Source organism: Bacteroidota bacterium (assembly GCA_016715945.1).
Taxonomy (GTDB): Bacteria; Bacteroidota; Bacteroidia; order Bacteroidales; family F082; genus JALNZU01.
On record JADJXJ010000001.1, the window covers coordinates 2,213,828 to 2,238,958 of the forward strand.

Here is a 25,131-nt window from a genome sequence, read left to right on the forward strand (position 1 = left end):
ATTATTTGCAAATTCTTAATTTTCGTACTGGGCTTAATCTTTGGACCAGCCACCCGTAACCCTTATCCCGCTCCTCATCCCCCAAAGGTCTTCGACATGGTTGGGTAGAGCAGCAGGGAGGTGATGATGTTTTTCAGCTGAACCTTGTCGAGTTGTTCGAACACTTCGTCGAGCCGGCGGCGTTTGTCGTCGGTGGTGCCTGCCCCTTGCAGAATCTGGCGGATGTTGCGCACCTGGCTGCCGGTAAGTTCGTCGGCAATGATGGCTGCCAGCGCTTTGATGGCTTCCGGTGGCAGCTGTTCTTCGGCCAGCCCGAATGCTTCGATCTCGAGCATGGCCGCATCGAGCAGTGCAGCTGCGGTACGTTTTACCCGTTCGGAATATGATCCGCTGCCCGAGGCATCGCGCAGGCTCCACGACGAAAACTCGAATTCGAGCTTTTCCACCTGCGCCGCCTTGTCGTCTTTTTCGCCAAAGATCCGCCTGAGCAGTGTAGCCGTTTGTTTTTTCCAGGGCTCAAGGTCGAAACCGGGCGCAAAGAGTTTTTCGCGTTGCGTCTGTATCAGTTTGATGGCTGCTTCTTTCATAGGGTCAATGTGTTGGGTGGTTCAAAACGTCTTCTCGGACTTTTGGCCCGTAAAGTTATCGCATTAGCACAGATGATGCTAACTTAGCGCTCCCATTTTGCACTATGATACCCCAGCAAACGGTTCGGAGCATACTCGAAACAGCACGCATCGAAGAGGTGGTGTCCGATTTTGTGAAACTCAAGCGCAGGGGCAGCAACCTGATCGGGTTGTGTCCGTTTCACAACGAAAAGACCCCTTCCTTCACCGTGTCGCCGTCAAAAGCCCTGTACAAGTGTTTTGGCTGCGGCAAGGCTGGCGATGTGGCCTCGTTTGTGATGGAGCACGAGCACATGACCTATCCCGAGGCCCTGCGATATCTGGCCAGACGCTACAACATAGAGGTAGAGGAACGTGCCCCCACACCCGACGAGATTCAGGCTCAAAACCTGCGCGAACGTCAGCTCAACCTCAATGCATTTGCCCAGCAGTATTTTGTGCAGCAGTTGTTCGACACCGACGAGGGAAAGGCCATAGGACTGAATTACTTCAGGGAGCGGGGGTTTCGCGAAGCAGCGGTACGAAAGTTTGGACTGGGCTACTCGCCACGGCAGCGCGATGCTTTTGTCAGGCATGCCCGCCAGCACGGCTATACGCCCGATTTGCTGCTGCAAACCGGTTTGGCTGCCGGAGCAGAGGATCGTTTGTTCGACCGTTTCCACGACCGGGTCATCTTCCCCATACACAGCCTCACCGGGCAGGTGATTGGTTTTGGCGGCCGCATCCTCGACAGCGACAAAAGCAAGGCCAAATACCTCAACTCGCCCGAATCGGAGGTATATAACAAGAGTAAGACCCTTTACGGCATCTTTTTTGCCCGCCAGGCCATTGCCCGGCTCGACAACTGTTTGCTCGTCGAAGGCTATACCGACGTGATTTCGATGCACCAGGCCGGCATCGAAAACGTGGTAGCCAGTTCGGGCACCTCGCTCACCACCGATCAGATCCGGCTCATCAAGCGTTACACAAAAAACATCACCATCCTTTACGACGGCGACCCTGCCGGCATCAAGGCATCCATGCGCGGGGTGGATATGATTCTCGAAGAAGGCATGAACGTGCGCGTATTGCTTTTTCCGGAAGGCGACGATCCCGACAGCTATGTGCGCAAACACCCCACAAGCGAGGTGGAAGCTTTCATCAAAACCAAGGCCACCGACTTTATCACCTTCAAAACCAGGATACTGCTCGACGAAACCGGACGCGACCCCATCCGCAGGGCCGAGCTGGTGAACGAAGTGGTGCAAACCATCGCACTGATCCCGGACCCCATTTTCCGCTCGGTGTATGTGAAAGAATGCAGCCGCTTGCTCGAGGTGGACGAAAACGTGCTGATGAATGCCCTGAACAAGTTGCTCAGGCGCAATCTCAGCAAAAAACTTCAGCAACCTCTGCCCGAAACCGAAACGCCTGCACCGGTAAGTCCACCACAGCCTGCGAAGGAAGAATTTCCACCAACTTACTTTCAGGAAAGGGAACTCATCAAAATCCTGCTCCAGTACGGGCAGATGGAACTCAGCGTGGAACTTCAGGACGAGCAGGGTAAGCCCGTTATTTACCGCGAGCCTGCTGCCAGCTACATCCTTTCGGACCTGCAGGCCGACAACCTCAGCTTTGAACATCCCCCACATCAGCGCATGCTCGAAACATTCATCAGGTCGGCCAACGAAGGCGAGATACCCACCGCCAGGCAAATCATGCAGCACGCCGACGAGGAGCTGGTGCAACTGACGGTCGATCTGATTACCAGCCCGTATGAACTGCACAACTGGGAACGAAAAAAAATCTTCGTCAAATCGGAAACCGATGTGCTCAGGCAGGCCGTCACCAACAGCCTCTATCGCTACAAAGACTCCATCCTGAAAGCACGTGCCGACGAAATTACCGAAAAGCTGCGCGAGGTGACCGAGCCCGAGGAGGTGGCCGCTCTGCAGATGGAAAAAATCGAAATCGACCGCATGCGCAGGATGATCAACCAGCAACTTGGCATCGTCATCACTCACTGAGTTTTTGGCTGCCGGAAGACGATTTTCCGTTTGCTTCCGGCGCATGATGCCTCCCACGGTATCGGATCATGTCAGACCGTTAAAAAGCTGCTGTATAGAGGCTGACACCCTGCCGTCTGCCTTAGGGAATTATCTTCCAGATGTTTGGGACTTTGAGTTTTATTGTACATTTGCACCCTGTTTTGAAAAACCTTAACCCAAGGAAGTAAAAGAACTATGGCCGTAATCGGAAAAATCAGACAACGCTCGGGGCTTTTGATCGCAATCATCGGTATTGCCCTGGCAGCATTTGTGCTTGGCGACTTTGCCAAAAGCAGCGGGAAGCGGGAGTTTCACATCGGTACCATTGATGGCGAAAACATCAGCATACAGGATTTCAACCGGAAATTCGAAGACAATGCCGAAGCCACACGTCAGCAGCGCCAGACCGAAAGGTTAAGTCAGGACGAGATGTTCAGCCTGCGCGAATCCACCTGGAACCAGATGGTTCAGCAGATCATCATGGAAAGGGAATACGAACGGCTTGGCCTGGTAGTAAGTGTTGAAGAATTGTTCGACCTGGTGCAGGGTCCCAATCCGCATCCGGCGATCATCTCCAATTTTACCAATCCTGAAACCGGGCAGTTCGACCGCAACCTGGTGCTCAACTACCTGCAAAACCTCGACAATATGCAGCCTGCAGCCAAGGAACAATGGCTCCGGTTTGAGCAATACCTCAAGGAAGACAGGCTGAGCACCAAATATCAGAACCTGATCAACAAGGCATACCACATTCCTTCGCCCATGGCAAAGATGATTTATCACGAAAAGAACGATAAAGCCGATGTGGATTATGTGGGTGTGCGCTATGCCAGCATTGCCGATTCGTTGGTCACCCTCACCGATGCCGACTACAAGGCATACTTCGAAACCCACAAGAAGATGTATGAGCGCGACGCCATGCGCGACATCGAATACGTGGTGTTCGACATCCTGCCATCGCCCGAAGACAACGAAGATGCCCGCAAAACCCTCGAGCGCCTGATCCCCGAGTTTACGACTACCACCAATGTGGAAGCTTTTGTGAATGCCAATTCCGATCAGCGCTACGACAGCACCTGGTTTGGCCGTGGAAAACTCTCGCCCTCCATCGAAGGCCTGATGTTCGATGCCGAACCCGGTTTTGTGTACGGCCCCTATTTCGAAAACGGCGCATACAAGGCAGCCCGGCTGGTTGATGTGTCTTTTAAATCGGACAGCGTACGTGCCAGCCACATCCTGATTGCTTACGAAGGCGCCATGCGCAGCGCTGCATCCCGCAGCAAGGAAGCTGCCAAAACCCTTGCCGACAGCATTCTGGCGGAAGTGAAGAAGAAACCCTCGAAAATGAAAGAACTGGCCATGCAGCTGTCCGACGATGCCAGTGCAGCCACCAATGCCGGCGACCTCGACTGGTTTACCGAGGGCACCATGGTGAAGCCTTTCAACGACTTTGTGATGAACAACAAGGTGGGCACCATTGGCATGGTTGAAACCGAATTCGGATACCACATCATCGAAGTGACCGGCAAAAAAGAACCTTCAAAACGCGTACGCGTGGCAATCATATCGTACCAGGTTAGTCCGAGCACCCGCACCTACCAGGATGTGTTTGCAAAGGCTTCCAAATTTGCCACCGAATCGAAAACCCGCGAACAATTTGATGCCACCACTGAGCGCGAAGGTTTGAGCAAACGACTGGCACCTGCTTTGCGCAAAACCACCAACCGCCTCCCCGGCATCGACAATGCCCGCCAGATCACCCGCTGGGCCTTCGACGAAAAAACCAACGTAAACGACGTATCGAACATCTTCGAGCTCGACAATATGTTTGTCGTTGCCGTGCTGACTAAGAAACTCGAAAAAGGCATCCCCACCCTTGACGAAATCAAGGAAACCATCGAACCTCAGGTGCGTAACCAAAAGAAAGGCGAGTATCTGCTGGCAAAATTCAAAGAAGAAGGTAACGACCTCAACCGTATAGCCTCGAAATACAGCGTGGAACCCATCAACCAGCCCGACCTCACTTTCGACACCCGTTTCCTCCAGAACTACGGTCAGGAAAACAAATTCGTCGGATATGTGTTTGGCGTACAAACCGGAGTGAACACAGCAGTGGCCGGTGCCAACGCAGCCTTTGTGCTCAAGGTGAACAACATTGCCAAAGCCGGCGAACCAAGCAGCTTAGACCAGATTCGTTCGGAACAGCGCATGAGTTTCGAAAGCAATGTGCGCAACAACGGAGCTTTCAGGGCACTCGAAAAGAAAGCCAATATTGTGGACAACCGTCTGCTTTTCTACTAAAAAAAATCATAAAAGCATTGAAAAGGCTGCTATTTGGCAGCCTTTTTGATTTGTGAAACCGTGATTTTTTCTTCCACTTAAAAATCATCACAAATAGGAGCAAAGGTTCACTTATTAATAAAACATAAATAAAAGCCGGCAATCAATAATTTCACCATTTTGCAGTTAGTTATCCGGAAAAAGATCAAACAATGAAAAGTTATCCAATGAGCAAAGGAATTGCCAGAATGATGCTGGTTATGCTGCTCCTTGCGGTTACCCTTGGCAGTACTACATCGTGCAAAAGCAAGAAAAAACTTGCCCGCGAACAGGCTGCAAAGGAGTATGCCATGAAAGTAGAGCAGGCCAAAAAAGACCTTTATGCCATCATTAACGACGAAACCAGCTGGTCGCTCGACGAAAAACAGCGTCGGGTTGACACCATTAAATCATGGCAGCTGGAGGACGAAGAGGTGAAGCGGCTCATCGAACTTGCAGAGCAGAAGCTGGCAGCCGAGCGAAGCCAGGCATTGCGCAAAGCCGAAGAGGAGCGCCTGCGCAAGGAGGAAGAGGAGCGCAGGAAACAGTCTTCGAACAAGTACAGTGTACTTGAGAACCATTTTGTTGCTATCGCCGGAGCACCCAGCTTATCAGCAGCCAACGAACGGATTGCCCAGGCATTGCAGCTCTTTGCCTCGCCCGATGTGCCCGTGCTGATCATTATCAGCCAGGTGGGAGGATTCAACGATTATGACCGGCCCACTACCATACGTCGCTACCTCGACTGGCTCAAAGACCACAAGGTATCGCCCAACCGGGTGGAGCAGGCCAAATACGACAGCAACGGCAAGATAACCGAACTTGAACTGATCAAACGTTAAGCCCATGAAAAGAACCATGCTTATACTGGCTTCGGCACTGATTATGCTGGCAGCCAACAGCCTGAAGGCGCAGGATTACATCAGCCCCGAACGCAAGGCGGCCATCGACAGCCTTGCACTCGAAAAAGTGCGCGACCTGGGCAAATACATCAGCATCATCGGCAACAAATCCACTCCGTGGAGCGAAGCCAACCGTGTGATCGACCGCGCCGAGGAGCTTTTTATGCAGGGTGCCGAGATAGGGGTTTCGTCGCTTTTCCGCAACGAAATTCAATACTTCATGGTGCGCACCTACTTTGAGCGCCTGATGCGGCTCAACTACGACCGAGTAGAAATTGAATGGTACAACATTGAATATGTGAGCGACCTGCAACGCCAGCCCGATGGCACATTTGTAGGCGTGATCACCATCTTTCAGCGCTTTAGCGGCTACGACCGCGAGGGTGGGCTGGTTTATCAGGATGTAACCAAAAAAGACATTACGGTTTATGTGCGCCGCAAAGAAACCCAGATCGGCGGGCGTTTGATCGGTTTCTGGGATGTGTTGCTCGGAGATATCCGTGTTAAAGAAACACGACAGCGCTAAAAGTTTGTTGTTCAGGAATATAAATCTTGCAGCCAAAAACCCCGCCCGGCTTCTTCCGGACGGGGTTTGGTGCTGTTAACATCAATAGGTCTGATACCCATGAACCGGCAGATGATACGTAATATACTGATTGTCATCATACTGATGGCAAACCTCACATCCATTGCCCAGCAAAGGCAGGTGGGCAGTTTTATCATCGACGAAACGGAGCTCTATGCCATGACCAAGCAGATGAGCCAGTTTTTCAGCCGATTCAACAATGAGGAAGACCAGTTTGGCAAAAAATATCACCCTGCCTCGGAACAATGGCGCAACAACGAGATCCGTCGTCGCATCCTGCCACTGCTTTTCGACCAGCAAAACCAGCGAACGGCTGGCACCCTGCGCGAATATTTTTTAGATGACCTCACCGCAGGAAAGGGTCATTTCCTGGAGTTTCTTGGCGGACGCTGGTATGCCGAGGTGTCGGCCACTTTCGAGTTCCAGGGCCGTCAGGTGCCCATCTCGCTCATCCTGATGATCCAGCGTTCGGGACTGGGATCAAAATGGGTGCTCACCAATGTGTATTTTGCACAGTTCAACCGCATGTTTCCGGCAGGCGAAATTGCCGAACGCGAAAAACACTTTCTGCATCCCATGAGCCATGAGCTCGATTTTATGAACATCCACAAAGCATTCCGCCAGCCGGAAGTCATTGAATATTACGCCAGCGACGACTTTCAACCCGATTACCTGAGCATCTTTTTCTATGAAGTCAAGCTCGGGAGAATGAAATTCGTGAGAGTTGAGAGCCTTAAGTTTCACTTTTTCCAGATACCAAACTGGTATTTTGAGGTCTCCTGGTTCAACCGGCCCGGCATGAACAGCGGATGGCTGATTTCGAACCTGATGTTTGTGAAAGAAGACGAAAAGCAACCCTTGCTGAAATTCTACGAACCATGAAAAGATTTTTACTTCTTGCTGTTCTCCTGATAATCCACATCATACTTTGGGCACAGCCAAAACCTGAGGTTACCCTGACGGCCCAGGAAGTGGAGGAATATCGCAACCAGGCACGCATGCTGGTGCAGTATTTTGAGGGCACGCTCAATTTTCTTGGCGACCCCGAATCAACGGTTCATGACAAGGAAATCATCATCAACGAAAGCTGGGACAAGATTTTTGTGAATGAAAATGTGCAGATTGAAGACGACCTCGACGACCGCAGGGATGTGCCCGTGAACAAAGATGTGCGTGCTTACCTCAAAGACGTGGACTTCTTTTTCCGCCATGCGGTGTTTGCCTTCGATATCCTGAGCATTGACCCCATGGTAGGCCAGCAGGGGCAATTTTATTTTCTGGTGAGCCTTAACCGCAGGCTCAACGCGCGCGCCCTCAACGGCGACACCATCCGGTCGATCCGTCCGCGCTTCATCGAAATCAACCTCGATCCTTTCAAGAAAGACCTGCGCATTGCCAGCTACTATACCACAAAACTCAACGAGCGCGAGGAGCTGCGCCATTGGTGGTCGGCCCTGAGCCAGGAGTGGCGCGATTTTTTTGGCGCCAACCTGCTCGTGTTTGATTCCATTCCACTATCGCGGGTCATGTATGTGGATCACGAAAAGGTAGCCATCAGGCGCATCCTTACCCAAAAACGTACCGGTCGTTTTTTTGTGGCCGGCAACGACACCCTGCCCGAAAGCAAACGTCACCTGCTCTATGGCCGAAGGCCAGACACCACTATCGTGGTCAACGATGTGGTGCGCGTGCCCCGCATCGACACCACCAAAACCAACCCCTCGGAAGTGGACAACCGCCTGAGGCAGCTGAGTCAGCGCCGCGAACTGAACATCGACAACCAGATACAACTCAACGACCTTTCTCCGCTCTCGCAGCTGCGTCAGCTCGAAACGGTGAGCTTTGCCAACGTGCCGGCCGTTGACCTGAGCCCCCTGCGCAACCTCAGCCGCCTGAGGACAGTGAACATGCGTGGCTCGCTCATCGGCGACCTGAGTGCATTTACCTATGCCATCAACCTGCGCGAACTCGACTTTTCGCATACCCGGGTAACCGATATTGCGCCTCTGGCACACCTGCGCCAGCTCGAAAAGGTGATGATGAACGATTGTGCGGTAAGCAGCCTCGAGCCACTGGCAACGCTCGACGACCTGATTGTGGTGGAAGCTTCCGGCACCCGCGTGAGCAGCCTGGAACCTCTCGCCAACCTGAAAAATCTTCGTATGCTCAATGTGAGCCGCACCCAGGTAAGCAGCCTGGAACCCTTGCGCAACATAAAGTCGCTGCAGCAGCTCAACGTGGAAAACACCGGTGTGGCTGACCTGCAGCCCATAGCTGGCCTTGCCGAACTCAATACGCTGATGATCAGCAACACCCTGGTTGGCGACCTGAGCCCACTGCAAAACCTCGCAAAACTCCGCCTGGTTTACAGCGACAACAACCAGGTTAGCCTGGCCACAGCCACTGCTTTCATGCGCCTGAGGCCCGATGTGCTGCTGATGTTCAACAGCGAGGAGTTGCAGATTTGGTGGCGCGACCTGCCCATCGCATGGAAAGCGCTGCTGGCCGCCCAGGGCAACATCAGTCAGAATCCGGGCAAAGAAGAGCTGCACAAACTGCTCAACCTTCGCCGCCTCGACCTGACTGCCACCGACCATATCCAGGACATCGAACCGCTGCGCAGATTGTTCAACCTACAGGAGCTTCTGCTCGCAGGCACCAGGGTTACCGGCATTGCGCCGCTCGAAAGCCTGAACAACCTGAGATACCTCGATATCTCAGGCACCGCAATATACGACCTTCAGCCTTTGCACAATTGCTTCCTGCTCGAAGAACTGCATGCCGGCAACACCAGCTTACGATCGCTATCTGCTTTGCACGACCTGAAAAACCTCAGGCTTGTGGTGGCCGACCGCAGCCAGGTTACCAGGGAAGAGGTCGTTGCGCTTCGCGAAAGGAATCCGCGTGCTACTGTGGTGTATCAAACTGATAACCTGAGGGTTTGGTGGAACAACCTTGCTCCCGAATGGCGCGAATTGCTCGCGCAGGACATGCAGTTGCCCGCTCAGCCAACCGGATTGCAATTGCAGACGCTGGTCGATCGCACCGAGCTACGCATTCGCAACACCATCTGGGTTTCGAACCTCGAACCCCTGATGCCGCTGCTGTGGCTTGAGCACCTCGAACTCACAGGCACCCCGGTGAGCGATCTGGGACCGCTTTCGGGCATGACCCGGCTGCGCTCGCTCGACCTGTCGGGCAATCCCGTCACTGACCTCCGACCCCTGTCGAACCTCAAACAACTCGAACAACTGAACCTCGAGGGCAATCCAGTTTCTGACCTCAGCCCGATTGCCCAGCTGCACAATATGCGCAACCTCAACATCTCGGGCACGCAGGTGCGCCACCTCAGGGCATTGGCCGGAATGAGCCGACTGGAGGAGCTGTCGCTCTACAACACCCGCATCCGCAGCCTGGCTCCGGCCGATAAAATTGCATCGCTAAAACATGTCAGGTGCTACAATACCCGCATCCCGCGCAGCGCAATCGAAAAAGTGCGGAAAGCGCGTCCGGACCTGAACATCCTGTATTATTGACCTGGCCTGGGCCTGATAATCAGAGGCGTAACAACTTCGTTGCTGAGGTTTAGCGCCCTGTCGGCCAGCTGGATGCGGTATTGAATGGTGTCGCGGCTTGAGGTGGGATCGTACACATCCAGATCGTATTCGATCACACCTTTAATGGAACGCTTCTGGTTTTTGGGAATCAGGGGCGGAATGCGGGCACTGAAGTTCAGGTCAGTACGTTCAACCAAATTGCCATTCCTGAGCTCAAAAAAACGAAGCTTCAGGTTGTAGTAGAATTCCCCTCCGGGGTGAAAGGGCGGAAGGGTGTCGCTCTGGTCAAGACCGATATCTCCATCCCCATCCTGATAGCTGATAAACAGCCTGCCCTTGCCTGTGAATCCACCATCAGGCAAAACGAGCACCTTAAAATCGGAAAAGGCTATTTGGGGTTCGGGCGGATACTCCTCAAACTTGCGGCACGAAGATATGACCAGCACAGCGGCAATCAGGAAAAGGAAGAAGTGTAATTTTGCCTTTGGCAGCATCGAACCTCAGATTATCAACCCAGCAAAAATAAACCATATCGTGAAGCCGGAGTCTTCGATTGACCAACAGCTGCGCAAAAAACTATTCAGCCTGAGCCGGGATGAGTTCGAAAGTGTGGCTCTGGAGGTTTTCCGTTTTCAGTATGCACATTGCGATGTGTACAACCAGTGGTGCAAAACACTGGGTATCAGGCTGTCGCAAGTCAGGCGGCTCGAAGACATCCCCTTTCTGCCCGTAGAGTTTTTCCGCACACACAGGGTGATGACGCTGCACAACAAGGGAGAGGTAGTGTTTACGAGCTCAGGTACAACCTCGGCCATGACCAGCAGGCACTGGGTGGCCGATGTGTCGCTATATGAAGAAAGCTATCTGAAAGGTTTCAGCAGGTTTTATGGCAGGCCGTCCGATTATGCCATACTTGCCCTGCTGCCCTCCTACCTCGAACGCAGCGGATCGTCGCTGGTGCATATGACGCAGGGCCTCATCCGACTAAGCGGACGGCCACAATCGGGTTTTTATCTGAACGAACTCGAAAACCTTCAACGCATGCTGATCTCGCTCAGGCAGGAAAACATTCCAAGCCTGCTGATCGGCGTGACGTATGCCCTGCTCGACATGGCAGCCGCTTATCCGGTTGATTTTCCCGAACTCATTGTCATGGAAACCGGCGGAATGAAAGGACGAAGGCGCGAGATGGTGCGCGAAGAAGTGCATCAGCACCTCAAACAAGGTTTTGGTGTGCCCACGGTCCACTCGGAATATGGTATGACGGAATTGCTTTCGCAGGCCTATTCGAAGGGCGAAGGACGCTTTGCCTGTCCGCCCTGGATGCGTGTGCTGATACGCGACATGAACGACCCCTTTGCCATCATGCCTGCAGGGCGCAGCGGAGGAATCAACATCATCGACCTGGCCAACCTTTACAGCTGTTCCTTTATTGCGGTTCAGGATGTGGGAAAGCTGCACCCCGACGGAGGTTTCGAAGTGCTCGGACGCTTCGACAACAGCCAGCTGCGCGGCTGCAACCTGATGATCGGATAAAAATCGCACCCCGCCAAGGCATGCAGGCCACTTTTCTTTTGTAATTTCGTCTGAGCATTCACAGCCTTTGCCCATGTCACCCAAAAAGCGCGTACTGCAAGTCCAGGCCTTCGACGACATCGTGGTTATCGGCATAAGCACCACACTCACCGATTACAAACTCACCTGGCACCTGAACCAGTCGCTCGGGCTCGACATGAAAAAACTGCCCGGCCTGCCCGGGCCTCAACCACATGCGGGGCCTTTGTCCTTTTATTATTACAATGCCGGAGAAAATGAAAATGTGTTCAGCATGCTGCAACTGGTCAACGAAGGATATCGTTTGCTTAGCCTGCCCGTGCCGATTGATTATCTTCTGGTTGTGCGCAACAGCATCAAAGACGAAAATCTGGCACATATCCTGACAACCATAAGGGGAATCAAAGACGTGCTGGCGGCCTGGCAGATAGACCCTTCAAAAACCAAAGGTCTGGAAGCTGTACTCGAAGCCCTGGAGTTCCACGAACTAAGCCTGACCCGTCAACCCGCACCAAGGCGCTCCCGTCCCGGACTGCCAAATGATTAAAAATATTCACATGAAAACCAAGATTATTGCTACCATCGGACCAGCCTCCCGGTCAACGGAAATGCTTCACCGAATGGCTGATGCCGGAATGGATGTGGTCAGGCTCAATTTTTCGCATGGCAGCCACGACGAACACCGACAGGTTATTGATGCCATTACAGCGTATAACCAGCTGAATGATAAGAACATAGCTTTGCTGGCCGACCTTCAGGGACCAAAAATTCGTCTGGGTGACCTTCCCGCCGGAGGCATCGCCCTGAAACCGGGCGACCGCATCAGTTTCAGCACCCGCGAGCAAAACACGACCGACGATTGTATCTATATCAGCTACAGCACCTTTGCATCGGATGTGAAACCCGGCGAAACCATCCTGGTGGACGATGGCAAGATTGCGCTTAAAGTGGTGAGCACCAACAAGCAAGACAAGGTATTGCTCGAATCGGTCAACGGAGGCCTACTGCAATCGCGCAAGGGAGTCAACCTGCCGGAAACCAGCATTTCGCTGCCATCGCTCACCCGCAAAGACCTCGACGACCTCGACTTTATCCTCAGCCAGGGCGTACAGTGGGTGGCCCTGTCGTTTGTCAGGTCGGCCATCGACATCCACATCCTGCGCAGCCGCATCGAAGCGCACCCTTCCGAGGCCAAACCGCGCATTGTGGCCAAGATTGAAAAACCTCAGGCTGTCAGAGATATCGAAGCCATAGTGGAAGCTGCGGATGCCGTGATGATTGCCCGTGGCGACCTGGGCGTGGAAATGCCCATGCAAACGGTGCCCATGATACAGAAAAACATCATCCGGCTCTGTCAGAAAGCAGGCAAACCCGTTATCGTTGCCACACAGATGATGGAAGCCATGATCGAGAATATCCGGCCAACCCGGGCCGAGGTGAACGATGTGGCCAACTCGGTGCTCGATGGCGCCGACGCCCTGATGCTCAGTGGCGAAACCTCGGTGGGACGCTATCCGGTGGAAACCATTCAAACCATGCAGCGCATCATCAGCCAGATTGAAGATTACGATGCCATCTATCACGCCCACACCTTAAATCAACCCGTGGCAGGCGAACGGTTTGGCAGCGATGCCGTGCTCTATAATGCCGTGGAAATGGCCAGGCTTACCAAAGCCGCCGCCATTGTGGTCGTTACCCATTCGGGCTATTCGGCCATACGCCTTGCCAGCCACAGGCCCAAAGCCAAACTGCTTGTATTTTCCAACTGCCGCCACATCCTCCAGACCCTCAACATGGTCTGGGGGGTCGAAGGGTTTTATGACAGCGACACCGACAACAGCGACCAGCTCATGCAACGCATTGGCGAACGCCTCATCAGCCAGCAGCTCATCGAAAATGGCGCCTATTACATCCAGGTGCTGAGCACACCCTCGTGGAAAAAAGGCGCTTCGAACACCCTGAGGCTGGGAGTGGCCGGTGAAGAATAGAACAACAGCTTACACAAAAGCCTCAAACTGCCGGAGAAAACGCAGGTCGTTTTCGAAAAACATCCGCAGGTCGTTGATCTGATATTTCATCATGGTGATGCGTTCAATACCCATACCAAAAGCATAGCCCGAATACATCTTGCTGTCGATGCCGCAAGCTTCGAGCACATTCGGATCCACCATACCGCAGCCGAGGATTTCGACCCAACCAGAGTATTTGCATATGTTGCAACCCTTGCCTCCGCAGATGTTGCACGACACGTCCATCTCGGCCGATATTTCGGTGAAAGGAAAATACGATGGCCTGAAGCGGATGCGTGTTTCCGGACCGAAAAACTCGGTGGCAAAATAGTAGAGGGTTTGCTTGAGGTCGGCAAACGAAACATCTTTATCTACATACAACCCCTCAATCTGATGAAAAATGCAGTGTGCCCTGGCCGAGATGGCTTCGTTGCGGAATACCCTGCCCGGCGCAATGATGCGAATGGGCAGTTTACCTTGTTCCATCACCCGCACCTGCACGCTGGAAGTGTGCGTACGCAGGGCCACATCGGGCAATTTCCGCAAAAAGAAAGTGTCCTGCATGTCGCGGGCAGGATGTTCCTCAGGGAAGTTGAGCGCTGTGAAATTGTGGAAATCGTCCTCAATTTCAGGGCCTTCGGCAATCACAAAACCAACGCGCTCGAAAATGCTGTTGATCTGGCGACGCACGATTGATATGGGATGCCGTCCACCGGTTTCGGGAAGCACTGGCAGGCTTGCGTCGAACTGAAGGTTGTTGTCGTTCGCTTCGGCAAAGCGCTCCTGCAGTTGCCTGAGCTTTTCTTCGGCTTCCTGCTTGAGGTTGTTGAGCAGCATGCCCATCTCTTTGCGATGTTCGGCAGCAACCTGCCTGAAATCGGCAAACAAGGCAGGAATCAGCCCCTTTTTACTCAGAAACTTTAGCCTGAACTCTTCCAGTTGCTCCCTGGTTTCGGGGGCAGCTTGCTGCACCTCGCTCAGCAGTTGGGCAATGCGTTCTTTCATGATCAGCGGATTATTCCAGAATTTCAATTTTCATCTTTACTTCGGTGAGCGGACGGTCGCCGGGCCCAGTCTTGACGGCTGCAATCTTGTCGATCACATCCAGGCCGTCGATAACTTCGCCAAAAACAGTATAACCGCCATCCAGGTGTGGCGTGCCGCCAATGGTGGTGTACAGCCTGCGTTGTTCGGGGGTATATTTCATGCCGTTGCGGGCAGCCATGGCGTTGAGGGTGGCATCGTCGAACCGCTGTCCCTGAACGATATAGAACTGCGAACCGGAGGATTTCTTTTCGGGATTCACCTGATCGCCCAGGCGGGCAGCTGCAAGTGCACCTTTCTTGTGTATGTAGTGCGGCCTGAATTCGGCATCAATGGTGTAGCCGGGATCATTCTGCCCATTGGCATTTCCTCCGCCCTGAATCATAAAATTGTTGATCACACGGTGAAAAGGCGAGTCGTTGTACCAACCCTGCTTCACCAGCTTAATGAAGTTGTCGCGGTGTTTTGGGGTATCGTTGTAAAGCTTGGCAGTCATGTTGCCGTATGGCGTTTTGATCAGTACCAGCGTTTCTGGTTTTTGCTGGGCCGATGCCCACCAGCCCATGAGCACGAAGGCCATGACAATGATGTTGCGCATAAGTCAAATAAGTTTTAAAGCCCACAAAATTAAGAAAATTGCCCTTCGACCCTGTTCAGGCTTTACCGGTTCTGGCCTGGTTGTAGCATGCGCGGCACAGTGGTTCGTAGCTTTCGGTTTCGCCAAGCATGACCAATTTTTCGTTTGGCACCTTGCGGAAGGAATAATTGGCCAGGTTTCCGCAACGCATACAAATGGCATGAACCTTTGTAACATACTCAGCCACAGACATTAATGCCGGAATTGGTCCGAACGGATTGCCCAAAAAATCCATATCCAGACCGGCCACAATAACCCGTATGCCCTGATCGGCCAGATGGTTGCACACGCTAAGCAGTTCGCTGTCGAAAAACTGTGCTTCATCAATGCCTATGACGTCGCAGTCGTTGGCGTAAAACAGAATCTGCGAGGCACTTTCCACCGGAATGGAACGGATGGAAGTGGCATCGTGCGAAACAACATCCTCTTCGCTGTAGCGTTTGTCGATATGCGGTTTGAAAATTTCGACCTTCTGGCGGGCAATGCGGGCGCGGTTGAGCCTTCGGATAAGTTCTTCGGTCTTGCCCGAAAACATCGAGCCGCAAATCACTTCGATCCATCCTGCCCTTTGCGGCCCGCGATTCTCTTTTTCATGAAACATGCCCTAAACTTCGATAAGTGTTGCTAATTTTACCTTCGCGCAAATGTAGTCAAACACACCGAAAGGATTTTCATCTCAACGCATATGACTTCACTCAAAAACATTGGTCATTTGGGTCAGGCAGCCCGGCGGGCACGACAAATAGCCGAAATAGCCGAAAAGCTTGCCACCTCCGTCCAGCCCCTGCATCAGGCCGATATCGACCTGCTCAGGATGAACAGCCTGCAACTGTATGAGGAACTATTGATGTTAGGTGCGGAACTAACTGATGTACATTTAGTTAAAGATGCTCCAGAACATAACGTAAAAAAAGAGACTGCCTCACCTGAACCGCCGGCCACTCCACAACCTGAACCGGCAAAGGCAAGCACAGCGAATGCTGAACCCGAGACAATTGCTCCCCGGGTAGAAACAATCCTCTCTCCACCCAAAACTACCCCGGCCAAAGCAACAACTGACACAACTGAAAACCTTCCGCGCCAGAAGCAAACATCCGGCTTTTTGCCCGACCTGTTTTCCGACGGAACCATTCCACTGGCAGATAAAATGGCCGCCCAGCCCGACAACACCCTCGCTGCCAGGCTTGGCAAAAGCCCCATAAGCGACCTGCGCAAAGCCATCGGTATTAACGATAAGTTTCTGTTTATTAACGAATTGTTCGAAGGAAACATTCAGCAATACAACCATGCCATCGACGAACTCGATGGTTTTAAAAGCTACAATGGCGCAAAAACCTATCTGATTGAACTTAGCGTGCTTTATGGCTGGGACCCTGAATCGGCAGCCGCTCAAAAACTCCACGAACTCATCGAACGTAAATTTGAACATGCATGAAAAGAGTAATCCGGGGTCTGACCCTTCTTTTATTGCTGTCGTGCCTTTTGTTTGACCTTTCTGCACAAGACCGTGCATATGTGCATGCGGTGGTAGCCAGGCTGGCTGCACCCGACATGCACGGCAGGGGCTACTTCAAAGACGGCGACCATAAAGCAGCCGACTTTATTGCGGGCGAACTGCACAAGGCCGGAACCATCCCTTTGTGGGATGGTTACAGGCAGCCTTATTCATTCAATATCAATACCTTTCCGGGAAAAGTCTCTGTGTGGGCCGACAGTAAGAAACTCCGTCCGGGCCACGATTTTGTGATCAATCCAGCCAACGGACCGGTTGATGCACGTTTCAAACTGTCCTGGCTTCCTGACAGCCTGAGCAAAAGCGCCTCAGTGTATGCGCTGATCGACACCAACCAGCTCAGCGGCATCATGCCGGTGCTGCCGAAGAAACTTGGCGAAGCCTACCGTGGAGGTCTTTCGGGAGTGCCGGCAGTGGTTCAGTTGGACGACAACATATGGTGGCATGTATCGCGCCGCCAATGGCCTGCCGGGAAAGTGGCCCTGAAGGTTCACCCTGATGCATTGCCAAAGCACATCAGATCGCTTCGCGTGAAGGCCGAAGCCCGCCTGGTCGAAAACCGGCCTGCTTACAATGTGGGAGGCATGGTGCGCGGCCATATTCAGCCCGACAGCTTTGTGGTGTTTGTGGCCCACTACGACCATCTTGGTCGCATGGGGCGCAATGCAATCTTTCCCGGAGCCAGCGACAATGCCAGCGGCACTGCCACCGTGCTCGACCTGGCAAGATATTACGCAGCACATCCCGAAAAAGCCTACTATTCAATGATCTTTCTCCTGGTTTCGGGCGAGGAAGCCGGACTGCTCGGCTCGCGCCATTTTGTCGAACATCCGCCTTACGACCTGACAAAGACACGTTTTGTGATCAACTTCGACATGGTAGGCACAGGAAGTCAGGGGCTTAATGTGTTCAATGCCCAGGCCAACCCCTCGGCCTTCGATGCCCTGAAAAGCATGAACGAAAGCCACGGTTGGTTCGATGAGTTGCGCGCCCGGGGGGCATCGTGCAACAGCGACCATTGTCCCTTTCACCAAAAAGGCATACCCGCCTTTTTCCTCCTCACTTCGGGAAGCGAAAACCGGCACTACCACAATGTTTATGACAAAGCTGAGCTACTGCCATTTACAAAATATGAGGCCCTGTTCCACCTGGTCACCTCGTTTACCGGCGCACTTCCTGGTTCAGCATTTCAAAAACCACTGACTGAATGATCGAAATACTCATGCTAATCTTTGCGGTGATCGTGGTGGTGCTGTTCACCTGGTTATCGTTCTACACCTCCGTCAACAGCGGAGCCGACAGGTTTGAGCAATGGTTGCGCAGGCTAACCGGAAAAAAGCAGTGATGCCATGTCGAAGCTGTACCTGATTCCAACGCCCATAGGCAATCTGGAGGATATCACCCTTCGTGCGCTACGGCTGCTTCGCGAGGAAGTGCAGCTTGTGCTGGCCGAAGACACCCGAAAAACCGGTCAGTTGCTTAAGCATTACGGCATTTCGGTGCCTATGGCAGCGTATCACCAGCACAACGAGCACCGGATCACCGGGCAGTTTGTAAACCGTATGCTGGCCGGAGAGGTGATGGGGCTGATTACCGACGCAGGCACACCGGCCATATCCGACCCGGGCTACCTGTTGGTGCGCGAGTGCATCAAAGCCGGCCTGACTGTAGAATGCCTGCCCGGACCAACCGCTTTTGTGCCTGCACTGGTCAGTTCAGGGCTGCCGGCCGATCGTTTTTTATTTCTGGGATTCCTTCCACACAAAAAGGGCCGGCTCAGCCGCATTGCTGCCCTCAAAGAGGTGGCCTATACCACCGTGCTTTACGAGTCGCCTCATCGTTTGCTGAAAACCCTGGAGCAAATGGCAGAGGTGCTGGGTGGCGACCGCCAGGCCTCCGTATCACGCGAGCTCAGCAAGCTGCACGAAGAAACCCTCAGAGGTAGCCTGAACGAGCTGAAAAATCATTTCTCCGACAAGCCGGCACGTGGCGAAATCGTGATCGTTCTTGCAGCGGCTCAGGCGCATAAGCAATCCGATGAAGCCGACGAAACATATGTCGAAAGCTGAATATCAAACGTTTTCGCCAGCCATGCCATTTGTCATTGATTGGTCAAAAGTTGTATAATTGGAAGTAAATGACTTATTTTTGCAGCCAGTTTTAAACCTAAAACTTTGAAAATTATGTCAGAAGTAAGAGAAAAAGTCATTGCTATCATCGTTGACAAGCTCGGCGTTGAACCTTCGGAAATTACCAACGAAGCCAGCTTCACAGCTGATCTGGGTGCCGACTCGCTCGACACTGTTGAGCTCATCATGGAGTTCGAAAAAGAGTTCAACATTGCCATTCCGGACGATCAGGCCGAGAAGATTGGCACGGTAGGCGATGCCATCAAGTTTATTGAAGAAAAGTTGGGCAAATAATTGGGTTTGATATGGAGCTTAAGCGAGTAGTCGTCACCGGCATAGGTGCCGTAACCCCGATTGGCAACAATGCGCCTGCCTATTGGGAGGGATTGGTCAATGGAGCGAACGGCGCAGCTGAAATCACCCGGTTTGACTCCTCCAAGTTCAAAACCCGTTTTGCCTGCGAAGTAAAAAACTTCGACCCCCTTGCCTATTTCGACCGTAAAGAAGTTCGCAAATATGACCTTTATGCCCTGTTCGGTATTGTGGCTGCCGATGAAGCTCTGGCCGACTCGGGTTTGCTCGAAGGCAATACCGACAGGGACGAGGTAGGCGTTATCTGGTCGTCGGGCATTGGTGGGCTGATCACCTTTTTCGATGAGGTCAGCGCATTTGCCAAAGGCGATGGTACCCCGCGTTTTAATCCCTTCTTCATACCGAAGATGATTGCCGACATTACGGCAGGCCACATCAGCATCAAGCACGGATTGCGCGGACCAAACTTTGCCACAGTATCAGCCTGTGCTTCATCGGCCAACAGCCTGGTTGACGCTTTCAACTACATCAGGCTCGGCAAAGCAGTAGCTTTTGTTGCCGGAGGTTCCGAAGCCTCAATCAACGAAGCCGGGGTGGGCGGCTTCAATGCCATGCATGCCCTATCGACCCGCAACGATGATCCGCTGACCGCCAGCCGGCCGTTCGACAAAGACCGCGACGGTTTTGTCATTGGCGAAGGTGGCGGAGGCATTATCCTCGAAGAACTCGAACACGCACTTGCGCGCGGTGCAAAAATTTATGCCGAAGTGGGCGGTGCCGGACTCTCGGCCGATGCCAACCACATGACCTCACCCCATCCCGAAGGATTGGGCGCCATGCTGAGCATGAAGCGCGCACTGGACGATGCCGGATTGCAAATCACCGATATTCAGCACATTAATACCCACGGCACCTCAACCCCGCTGGGCGATATCGCCGAAACCAAAGCCATCCGCGCCCTGTTTGGTGACCATGCTCCAAGCATTAGCATCAACTCCACCAAGTCGATGACTGGTCACCTGCTTGGAGGCGCAGGCGTAATCGAGGCCATCGCCACCTTGCTGGCAGTTAAAAACGACATCGTTCCCCCCACCATCAACCACTTCACCGACGACCCCGAAATCGACAACACCCTCGATTTTACCTTTGGCAAAGCCAGACATCGCCAGGTGAACGCTGCCCTGACCAACACCTTTGGTTTTGGAGGCCACAACGTATCCATCATCCTGAAAAAATACGTGCCCTGACAATCGTCGCAGGAACTCATCAACACACATTCTGCTTTGGGTTGGAAATTTTTCAGATTCCCCTTCAGGCCGAATAAGGCAAACGAAAGCAGCCTGATAAAAGCTATCAGAAACATTTTCGGGTTCTCACCCGGAAATGTTTTTTTGTATGAGCTGGCTTTCAAGCATAAATCGGCTTCCAATGAGGTGATCAACGGCTACAAAATCAGTAACGAGCGACTGGAATATCTGGGCGATGCGGTGCTGGGTGCAGTTGTTGCCGATTATCTTTTCAAGCGATTCCCCTACAAATCAGAAGGTTTCCTTACCGAAATGCGGTCGCGCCTGGTCAGCCGGCAACAACTCAACAAACTCAGCCAAAAACTCGGCCTCGACCGCCTGGTAGTGCTGCCCGGCAACGGCAAGGCGGTATTCAAATCGGTGAACGGCGATGCCTTTGAGGCCCTGATCGGCGCCATCTTTCTGGACAAAGGTTTCGATTTTACCCGAAAGGTCATCGTAGAACGCATCATCGAACTGCACATCGACATGGATGCCCTGCAACACACCGAAGCCAATTTCAAGAGCCGTCTGCTCGAATGGGGACAGAAAGAAAAGAAAAACGTTGACTTTGTGCTGGCAGGCGAAAAGGGCGAGGGCTACAACAAACAATACATTGTAGAGGTGCGCGTAGATGGCAACGGAATGGCCACCGGCACCGATTTTTCGATCAAAGGTGCAGAACAGCTGGCAGCGGAAAAAGTCTGGAGCCATCTGCACACCAATGCGTTGAAAGTAGGCTGAATTTCCGGTTACAATGCCCGGCAAAAATGGTTTCAGACGAAGCTTTGCTGTGTTTTGGGGCTTCTTGCGTGCGACATTCTGTTGTTAAACTTACTACTACCTACATTCACTGACTCATTTTCCTGAGGTGGGCTTTAGAAGTCTTTTTTTCCTGGCAGGCAAAGCTTTATAAGGGTGATCAAGCAAAAAAAAAGCTCCCGGGCGGGAGCTTCATTCAATTAACCAACACAAAACGGCATGATGCCTTGTCTTTAAAGTTTTTTACCGTATTTACGGGCAATCTCTGCAGTGTTGAACGGAATGTCGTTGATGTCGTCCTCGGCAGGTAGCAGCGCCCTGAGGTCGATACCGGCCTGCTCAGCAATCCTGACGGTATTGAATGGAATATCGTCGATCTCTGCTTCTTCGGCCGGACGCTCAGGCAACATTTCAACCATAACCTTTTCATAATTTCCGGTTGATGCCTGGTTTCGAATCTCCCGGCTATTGAACTCACCTGCACTCAACGAACCAGCAAACATCACAAAAATCAAGGCGAGCGAATACATAGTTTTCATGGCATTAAAATTTTGATCTTTTTATATCAAATAATATGCCAAAGTTTTTATTTCATTGATATAAAAACCATTATACTATACTCCGTTCGTTTCAATCGATTGCAACAACTGTGTGGATGTGCGATTCCGTACACGGAACTGACATGAAGCGGACATCGGTGTCCGGTTGCTGTGCGGTGGTAAAAAGCCCGGCGGTTTACAAAAGGTTGAGGCGGTTGGCGTCGAGGCGGATAAAGACAAAAAGCATCAGTGTGAAGGCCCAAAGACTTGATCCGCCATAACTTACAAACGGAAGCGGGATTCCGATCACAGGCATAAGTCCGATGGTCATGCCAATATTGACCATAAAATGGAAAAACATGACCGACAATACAGCATAGCCATAAACTCTGGCAAATACCGATCGTTGTCGTTCAGCCAGATCAATAAGGCGCACAAAAAGGGCAAGATATAGTCCGATGAGCACAAGCGACCCCAGAAACCCCCATTCTTCACCCACAGTGCAGAAAATGAAATCGGTGCTTTGCTCAGGGACGAAGTTGAACTTTGTCTGGGTGCCCTGAAGGAAGCCCTTACCAAAAAATCCGCCTGATCCAATGGCTATTTTCGACTGATGCACGTTGTACCCAGCGCCTCTCAGGTCTTCTTCCAGGCCGATAAGTACGTTGATGCGGGTGCGCTGATGGGGTTCGAGCACATTATGAAACACAAACTCAACGCTCAGGACAAACAAGACACCTGCCGCAAGCATGCCAAGCAGGGTGAGGATATTCTGAACATCGCGCCGCACGAAGAAGAGTGAGATTATAAAAAGTGCCACAAGCCCCAGAAGCACAGCTGTTTGCGAGGTATAAAGTGTGATCAGAAACAGCACCCCTGCCACCAGGGCAAGGAGCAAGGGCCAGCCGGGAAAGCCCTCCCGGTATAGCACAATCATAAAAGCACCGAACACAATGGCCGAGCCGGTATCGTATTGCAACAGGATGAGCAGGGACGGAAGGAAGATAATGGTCAGCGACAACACACGGGTACGCATCTGGTCGAGGCTGGCATCGATGCGGCCAAGTAAAGAAGCCAGGGCAAGTGCTGTGCTGAATTTGGCAAATTCGGCGGGCTGCAGCCTGAAATCGCCAATTTGAAACCAGCTTTTGCTGCCACTGATGGTAGTGCCGAAAAGCAGCACCAAAATAAGCATGGCTATGGTGGCCAGATAAATAATCAAAGCAAAGGCATTGAAAAATCTGGGGTCGGCCAGAAGCACAAACAGGGCAAGCACAAGCGCCATAGCTATCCATAGCAATTGTTTTCCGTAGCGTTGCGACAAATCAAAGATGCTGTGGTGGGCTTCGTCGTAAACTGCCGCATAGATGCTGATCCAGCCGATAAGCATCAGAGCCAGGCTGATGCCCACGGTTATCCAGTCGATATTGCGGAATATATTTTTTTCCTCGCGCATGGTGTGACAAATCAGTTGAGTACGGCTTCGAGCATACGCTGCTCAAGGTCTTTGCGTTTTACTTCCCCTGTGAGAAACTGTTCCATCATCAGGCTGGCAATGGGAGCAGCCCAGGTGGCACCAAAACCGGCATTTTCGACAACCACAGCAATGGCAATGGTGGGATTATCGAAAGGTGCAAAGGCCATAAAAAGCGAGTGGTCTTTGCCGTGTGGATTCTGCACCGTACCGGTTTTACCAGCTGCCTGAAAATCAGCAATTTTGTACCGCCGTGCCGTTCCACCCCCTCCTTCGAACACATTGAGCATGGCTTCCTTGACGATCTGAAAATATTTTCTGTCAACCCCGGTATGGATTTTTGTGGTAAAACTTGCAGGCAGGCTGTCCGTTCCGTTCCCGATCCGGCGCACCAGATGGGGAGGATAGTACCATCCCTCGTTGCCGATGATGGCTGCCAGGTTGGCAATCTGAAGCGGGGTAAGCAGGATTTCGCCCTGGCCGATGCTCAGAGAGCGCACAGTCATGGCATTCCAGTTGCCCCTGTACACCCTGTCGAAAAAGTTTCGCGACGGAATGTTGCCCGGCAGCTCAAACGGAATATCGGTATCAAACTTATGGCCAAGACCAAAAGCCATCATCTTGTCGTACCAATACTGGTAGGCTTCTTTGTGATTTTTAAAGCGGGAAGCATACAATGTGCTGCGAAACGTATTCCAGAAAAAGGGATTGCACGAATGTTCGATGGCTTCTTTCACAGCGAGCGGTGTAACGTGAGCGTGGGTGCACCGGATGGGCTGGCTGCTTTTGCCCTGACAGGAAAACTGTGTGTGCTCGTTGATGGCACCTGCCTGAAGCGCCACCAAAGCATTGATCATTTTAAAAGTGGAACCAGGCGGATAGGTACCGCTTATGGCTCTGTTAATCAATGGCTTGCGGGGATCGTTGAGCAATTGGTTGAAGTTTGCGCCGCGCTGCCTGCCCACCAACAGATTGGGGTCGTATCCCGGACTGCTCACCAATGCCAGGATTTCGCCGGTGCGGGGGTCAATGGCCACCACACTGCCGGTTTTGTTGGCCATCAGTTGTTCGCCATAAGCCTGCAAACGCAGGTCGAGGCCAAGGTGCAGGGTTTGCCCGTTTTCGGGCAGGGTATCAAAACGACCTTCCTTGTAGCTTCCTTTTTCGCGGTTGTGCACATCAACCATCACCACCCGGATTCCTTTGCGGCCACGGAGATATTGTTCGTAGGAGCGCTCCAGGCCTGATTTGCCAATGTAGTCGCCCATCTTGTAATATGGATTGCGCTCCATCTCGGCCGGACTTACCTCGCCCACATCGCCCAGAATATGCGCACCAATGGCCATGGGATATTTGCGCAACGTACGCGTCTGAAAATAAAAGCCGGGATATTGATAAAGCTTTTCAGAAATATAACCATAATCCTCTTTCGAAATCTGCTCCACAAGCACCGAAGGTTTTACCCTCGAATAATTCCTTGCTTTTTCGATGCGTGTCCGGAGCTGTTGCACATCAATTTTCAGCAGCCGTGCAAACTCGAGGGTGTCGGGAATGCGTGCCTGACGTGGAACGATCATCAGATCGTAGGCTGTTTCGTTGTAAACCAACAGCTCGCCATTCCGGTCGAGCATGGTACCGCGCGGCGGATACAAGGTCACAAAACGTAAAACATTGTTCTGTGAGGAAAACTTGTAGGACTGGTCAATAACCTGCAGCCAAAACAGCCTGAGAAGGTAGATAACCACTACCACCAAAATGCCCAACAGAATATGATACCTGCGGAAAGCAAGCTGCCTGCTCCTCATAAACCTTACAAACTGACCGCAAAATTACTGCTAAATGCGGCACCCGGTCA

At 52.3% G+C, this 25,131-nt stretch carries 24 protein-coding genes; 16 read left to right on the forward strand and 8 right to left on the reverse strand.

Going from position 1 to position 25,131, the window contains the following annotated elements; translation table 11 throughout:
- Window positions 1-74 precede the first annotated feature (74 nt).
- Entirely contained in the window at window positions 75-587 is a 513-nt protein-coding gene (locus IPM52_08600; GenBank protein MBK9291668.1) for a hypothetical protein, read from the reverse strand.
- Between the two features lie 104 nt (window positions 588-691).
- On the opposite strand from IPM52_08600, the gene IPM52_08605 reads away from it, so the two are divergent.
- The 6 genes from IPM52_08605 (at window position 692) to IPM52_08630 (ending at window position 9,996) form a co-directional block, all read left to right on the forward strand.
- The gene (locus IPM52_08605; GenBank protein ID MBK9291669.1) at window positions 692-2,632 is read left to right on the forward strand and encodes a DNA primase; all 1,941 of its coding nucleotides are present in this window, start codon (window positions 692-694) and stop codon (window positions 2,630-2,632) included.
- Between the two features lie 255 nt (window positions 2,633-2,887).
- The gene (locus IPM52_08610; GenBank protein MBK9291670.1) at window positions 2,888-4,954 is read left to right on the forward strand and encodes a peptidylprolyl isomerase; all 2,067 of its coding nucleotides are present in this window, start codon (window positions 2,888-2,890) and stop codon (window positions 4,952-4,954) included.
- A gap of 206 nt (window positions 4,955-5,160) precedes the next feature.
- The gene (locus IPM52_08615) at window positions 5,161-5,814 is read left to right on the forward strand and encodes a hypothetical protein (GenBank protein ID MBK9291671.1); all 654 of its coding nucleotides are present in this window, start codon (window positions 5,161-5,163) and stop codon (window positions 5,812-5,814) included.
- A gap of 4 nt (window positions 5,815-5,818) precedes the next feature.
- Entirely contained in the window at window positions 5,819-6,400 is a 582-nt protein-coding gene (locus IPM52_08620; GenBank protein ID MBK9291672.1) for a hypothetical protein, read from the forward strand.
- Between the two features lie 111 nt (window positions 6,401-6,511).
- Window positions 6,512-7,342: a hypothetical protein gene (locus IPM52_08625; protein MBK9291673.1), complete on the forward strand. Its 831-nt coding sequence runs from the start codon at window positions 6,512-6,514 to the stop codon at window positions 7,340-7,342.
- Window positions 7,339-9,996 (forward strand): leucine-rich repeat domain-containing protein, encoded by a 2,658-nt coding sequence (locus IPM52_08630; protein MBK9291674.1) that lies wholly within the window; start codon window positions 7,339-7,341, stop codon window positions 9,994-9,996. The genes IPM52_08625 and IPM52_08630 overlap by 4 nt, the downstream gene beginning before the upstream one ends.
- Here IPM52_08630 and IPM52_08635 read toward each other — a convergent pair.
- A complete protein-coding gene (locus tag IPM52_08635; GenBank protein ID MBK9291675.1) occupies window positions 9,990-10,511 on the reverse strand; it encodes a hypothetical protein in 522 nt (173 codons plus the stop codon). The two genes, IPM52_08630 and IPM52_08635, sit on opposite strands and share 7 nt — an antisense overlap.
- On the opposite strand from IPM52_08635, the gene IPM52_08640 reads away from it, so the two are divergent.
- From IPM52_08640 to pyk, 3 genes are all read left to right on the forward strand, one after another.
- Window positions 10,453-11,553: an acyl transferase gene (locus tag IPM52_08640; GenBank protein MBK9291676.1), complete on the forward strand. Its 1,101-nt coding sequence runs from the start codon at window positions 10,453-10,455 to the stop codon at window positions 11,551-11,553. The two genes, IPM52_08635 and IPM52_08640, sit on opposite strands and share 59 nt — an antisense overlap.
- Window positions 11,554-11,626: 73 nt before the next feature.
- Entirely contained in the window at window positions 11,627-12,118 is a 492-nt protein-coding gene (locus IPM52_08645) for an IPExxxVDY family protein (GenBank protein MBK9291677.1), read from the forward strand.
- Window positions 12,114-13,559, forward strand: a complete 1,446-nt coding sequence (pyk, locus tag IPM52_08650; GenBank protein MBK9291678.1) for a pyruvate kinase — start codon at window positions 12,114-12,116, stop codon at window positions 13,557-13,559. Before IPM52_08645 ends, pyk begins: the two co-directional genes overlap by 5 nt.
- Before the next feature lie 9 nt (window positions 13,560-13,568).
- On the opposite strand, the gene pheS is transcribed toward pyk, so the two are convergent.
- Genes pheS through IPM52_08665 form a run of 3 tightly spaced genes read right to left on the reverse strand, consistent with a single transcriptional unit; the run spans window position 13,569 to window position 15,862 of the window.
- Window positions 13,569-14,585, reverse strand: coding sequence for a phenylalanine--tRNA ligase subunit alpha (gene pheS / locus IPM52_08655; GenBank protein ID MBK9291679.1), 1,017 nt, complete (start codon window positions 14,583-14,585; stop codon window positions 13,569-13,571).
- Between the two features lie 10 nt (window positions 14,586-14,595).
- On the reverse strand, window positions 14,596-15,222 hold the full coding sequence (locus IPM52_08660) for a peptidylprolyl isomerase (protein ID MBK9291680.1): 627 nt from the start codon (window positions 15,220-15,222) through the stop codon (window positions 14,596-14,598).
- Between the two features lie 55 nt (window positions 15,223-15,277).
- Window positions 15,278-15,862 (reverse strand): thymidine kinase, encoded by a 585-nt coding sequence (locus IPM52_08665; GenBank protein MBK9291681.1) that lies wholly within the window; start codon window positions 15,860-15,862, stop codon window positions 15,278-15,280.
- Window positions 15,863-15,946: 84 nt separating this feature from the next.
- Between IPM52_08665 and IPM52_08670 the strand changes: the two genes are divergently transcribed.
- From IPM52_08670 to rnc, 7 genes are all read left to right on the forward strand, one after another.
- Window positions 15,947-16,696: a hypothetical protein gene (locus IPM52_08670; protein MBK9291682.1), complete on the forward strand. Its 750-nt coding sequence runs from the start codon at window positions 15,947-15,949 to the stop codon at window positions 16,694-16,696.
- On the forward strand, window positions 16,693-17,985 hold the full coding sequence (locus IPM52_08675; protein ID MBK9291683.1) for a M28 family peptidase: 1,293 nt from the start codon (window positions 16,693-16,695) through the stop codon (window positions 17,983-17,985). Before IPM52_08670 ends, IPM52_08675 begins: the two co-directional genes overlap by 4 nt.
- Complete coding sequence (locus IPM52_08680) at window positions 17,982-18,119, forward strand: hypothetical protein (protein ID MBK9291684.1); 138 nt, start codon at window positions 17,982-17,984, stop codon at window positions 18,117-18,119. The genes IPM52_08675 and IPM52_08680 overlap by 4 nt, the downstream gene beginning before the upstream one ends.
- Window positions 18,120-18,123: 4 nt before the next feature.
- Window positions 18,124-18,843, forward strand: coding sequence for a 16S rRNA (cytidine(1402)-2'-O)-methyltransferase (rsmI, locus tag IPM52_08685; protein MBK9291685.1), 720 nt, complete (start codon window positions 18,124-18,126; stop codon window positions 18,841-18,843).
- 114 nt (window positions 18,844-18,957) lie between these two features.
- Window positions 18,958-19,197: an acyl carrier protein gene (locus tag IPM52_08690; protein MBK9291686.1), complete on the forward strand. Its 240-nt coding sequence runs from the start codon at window positions 18,958-18,960 to the stop codon at window positions 19,195-19,197.
- Between the two features lie 11 nt (window positions 19,198-19,208).
- Window positions 19,209-20,462, forward strand: coding sequence for a beta-ketoacyl-ACP synthase II (fabF, locus tag IPM52_08695; GenBank protein ID MBK9291687.1), 1,254 nt, complete (start codon window positions 19,209-19,211; stop codon window positions 20,460-20,462).
- A 36-nt stretch (window positions 20,463-20,498) separates the two neighbouring features.
- Complete coding sequence (gene rnc / locus IPM52_08700; protein MBK9291688.1) at window positions 20,499-21,245, forward strand: ribonuclease III; 747 nt, start codon at window positions 20,499-20,501, stop codon at window positions 21,243-21,245.
- Between the two features lie 251 nt (window positions 21,246-21,496).
- Here rnc and IPM52_08705 read toward each other — a convergent pair whose 3' ends face one another.
- The 3 genes from IPM52_08705 to mrdA all read right to left on the reverse strand — a co-directional run bounded on the left by IPM52_08705 (window position 21,497) and on the right by mrdA (window position 25,081).
- On the reverse strand, window positions 21,497-21,802 hold the full coding sequence (locus tag IPM52_08705) for a hypothetical protein (protein ID MBK9291689.1): 306 nt from the start codon (window positions 21,800-21,802) through the stop codon (window positions 21,497-21,499).
- 196 nt (window positions 21,803-21,998) lie between these two features.
- Complete coding sequence (gene rodA / locus IPM52_08710; protein ID MBK9291690.1) at window positions 21,999-23,258, reverse strand: rod shape-determining protein RodA; 1,260 nt, start codon at window positions 23,256-23,258, stop codon at window positions 21,999-22,001.
- Between the two features lie 11 nt (window positions 23,259-23,269).
- Window positions 23,270-25,081, reverse strand: coding sequence for a penicillin-binding protein 2 (gene mrdA, locus IPM52_08715; GenBank protein MBK9291691.1), 1,812 nt, complete (start codon window positions 25,079-25,081; stop codon window positions 23,270-23,272).
- Window positions 25,082-25,131 lie beyond the last annotated feature (50 nt).